The 2807-nt window shown below is 67.5% G+C and carries 2 protein-coding genes; both read right to left on the bottom strand.

Annotated features, from left to right (window positions below; genetic code table 11):
• On the bottom strand, positions 1 to 1914 hold a 1914-nt coding region (locus tag ACF8E5_RS16570), incomplete at its 3' end, for a type VI secretion system Vgr family protein (RefSeq protein WP_392475549.1).
• Positions 1915 to 1939: 25 nt separating this feature from the next.
• The gene (gene icmH / locus ACF8E5_RS16565; protein ID WP_196186819.1) at positions 1940 to 2755 is read right to left on the bottom strand and encodes a type IVB secretion system protein IcmH/DotU; all 816 of its coding nucleotides are present in this window, start codon (positions 2753 to 2755) and stop codon (positions 1940 to 1942) included.
• Positions 2756 to 2807: the final 52 nt, after the last annotated feature.

Here is a 2807-nt window from a genome sequence, read left to right as displayed (position 1 = left end):
GGCCACGCTGCGCGAAGTGATCACGGCCACACCGGCCGGGGCGCTGACGGCGATCAGCGGTTCGCCGCCCGTGCCGGTGCCATTGGGGTTGTCGTTGGCACCGTGGTCGAGTTCGCGCACGGCCGTAGTCAGGATTTGCTGTGGCTCGGGGTCGTGGCCGATACCCTGGTTTTCGCCGGCCACCTGGCCGAGATTGCGGGCCAGTTCCAGCGCGCTCTCCAACAGGGCGATGGCCTGGTCGCGGACAAGATGGCCGCCGCCTGCACCGGGCTGGGCCTCGGTTGAGAGCAGCAGGCCTCTGGCCGCGCGCAGGGCACCGCTGGCATCGCTGCGCAGCTCGAAGCCCTCGCCACGGGGTTCGCCGCCCTTGGGTCGCGGGTGGGTGAGGTAGCCCAGGTGGAGGGCCGTGTCGGCATGGTCGCTCATCAGCGCGGCGCTGATCTCGCCATGGGTGTCGTCGATGCGCGGCTCGTTGGCACGGCCGGCCTGATGCTCCTTGCTGCGGATGGCGCTGAGGGTCTTGTGCAGCGGCAGCTTGTAGGGCGTGGGGTGCGTGGCCGGATAGGCGCGGCCGGTGACGATGGGCTGGTCGCAGTCGCCGTCGAGGAAGTCGACGATGACCTCGTGGCCGATACGCGGGATGGCGATATGGCCCCAGGCCGGGCCGGCCCAGTTCTGGGCGACGCGCACCCAGCAGGAGCTGTGCTCATCCTCGACGGCCAGGCGATCCCAGGGGAACTGGATTTTTACGCGGCCGAACTCGTCGCAGTAAATCTCTTCGCCCTCGGGGCCGACGACGGTGGCGATGTGCGGGCCGTCGATGCGCGGCTTGGGCGGCAGCGGCGCGCGCCAGTCGGCGTGGTCGGGCAGCAACTCGGCGCTGAAGTGGTAGCGGGTGCCCTGTTCGGCGTCGGCGGCGTCTTCCTGCTGGCTGGTGGCCTGCACGCCCTCGTGATGCAAGCGCAGGGTGCGCCAGCCGCGGTTCATGTCCTCGCGCGGGTGGCCGCTGAGGGTAAACGCGGGGCCGGGCAGCAGACGGGCATCGTCGCCTTCGACACGGGCCAGGCGGGCATCGCCGCGCAGGGCGAGCAGGCGGGTTTCGGTAAAGGGCTTGCCAGCCTCGTCCTGTTTGTAGCGGCCAGGGTACGCGTAACGCTCGTAGTCGCTGCGCTGGTGGTCGAGCTCAACGCCGTCGACGCTGTGCTGCTGGTTGTAGCGCGGGTGCTTGAAGGTGTAGTCACGCTGGGTCTGGCGGGCGGTGCGCACCTGCTCGGCATAGACGAAGCGGTGCAGCGCGGGCCTGGGCGCATCGCCACCGGCCTTGGGGTTGTAGGTGACGGGTTCGCCGTCGATGGCACCGTGGCTGTAGAGGCGGTCGCTGAAGACCAGACGGTGGCCGTCGGCGCGGTGCTCGAAGGCGTAGTAGAACCCTTCCTCGGCGGCGAGGCGTTCAACGAAATCGAGGTCGGTCTCGCCGGCCTGGACGCAGTACTCGCGCGGCAGGTGCTCACGGGTGGACACGAGTTCGACATCGGTGATGCTGTGCTGGGCGATGACCTGTTCGATGATCTGGGGAACACTCAACGCCTGAAAAATGCGCCAGTCGGCGCACAGGCCGAGGCGGGCCAGGGCGGGCTCGACGACGGCACGGTAGCGGGTGCGGCGGTGGCCGGTGTCGGCCTGCTCGAAGGTGCTGACCAGGCCGTGGACGTGGCGCACCACACTGCCCTGGGCGATATGGAGGGTCAGGGGCTGGTCGAGCAGTTGGGCGAAGTCGATGGCCGGGTCGAAGCTGGCCAGTTCGAGGTGCAGGCGAAAGGGGGTGGAGAGAGCCTCGTCGAGGGAGAAGGCGGCCACCTCGAAGTCACCGGCGGGTGCGGTGACGGTGAAACGCAGGTCGGATTGGCGCGGCATGGTTGGGCTCCCCTGTTCCGTTCGTTCAGTGCTTGAGGATCTCGTCGAGCGATTGCATGACTTGCTGGGTGGCGTCGTCGAGGTTCACGGCATAGAAGGCGAAGATGCCTGCCAGCACGACGACGACGGCGAGCCAGGGTGTCCACCACGGCAGTTGGCGGCCGATGAGGTAGCGGCGGGTGGTGACGTTGGCGCTGGCGTCGGTGAGCTGTTCGGGGGTGTCGCCGCGCAGTTCGCGCAGGACGCGGTGCAGTTTGCTGATGTGTCCCTGCAGCACTTCGTTGCCGTTGTGCTGCACGCCGTACTTGCCCTTGAAGCCGAGGCACAGGCACAGGTACTGGAATTCGAGCACGTCGCGGTATTTCTCCGGTTCCATCAGCATGCGCGAGAGGATGGTGAAGAACTTTTCGCCGCCCCAGGTTTCGTCGTGGTAGATGCTGAGCATGGAGCGTTCGGCCCAGATCGATTGCGAGCCCCAGGGGGTGCCCATGACGGCTTCGTCGATGAAGGCGCAGAGGATGTAGCGGTAGGCCAGGTGGGTGGCGTTGTCGTAGCCGTGCTGGCGGGCTTCTTCGTCCAGCGCGGCGATCTGTTTGCGCACGCTGTCGTAGAGTTCGCCGACGTTGTCGTAGGCCTGGGTCTTGCGCAGGCGCACGATCAGGCCGAACAGGGGGATGGCGCCGTCGGCCAGCGGGTTGTAGCCGTGGCCGCGCAACTGGAAGCCGAGGTCTTCGTCGGCGTCGATGTGTTCGATGGTGTCGAAGCCGATGACGCGCTTGTGCGGGACGGCAGGCGCGGGCGGGGTACGCAGGTAGGGCTGGCGGGCAAGTGTGTTGGTCATGTCATTGGCTCCTGATGGCCCAGAACTGCATTTCCAGTTCGGGGTAGTCCCC

The organism is Pseudomonas sp. WSY_20 (genome assembly GCF_043104335.1).
GTDB lineage: Bacteria > Pseudomonadota > Gammaproteobacteria > Pseudomonadales > Pseudomonadaceae > Aquipseudomonas > Aquipseudomonas parafulva_B.
This window is presented reverse-complemented; position numbering and strand designations above follow the sequence as displayed.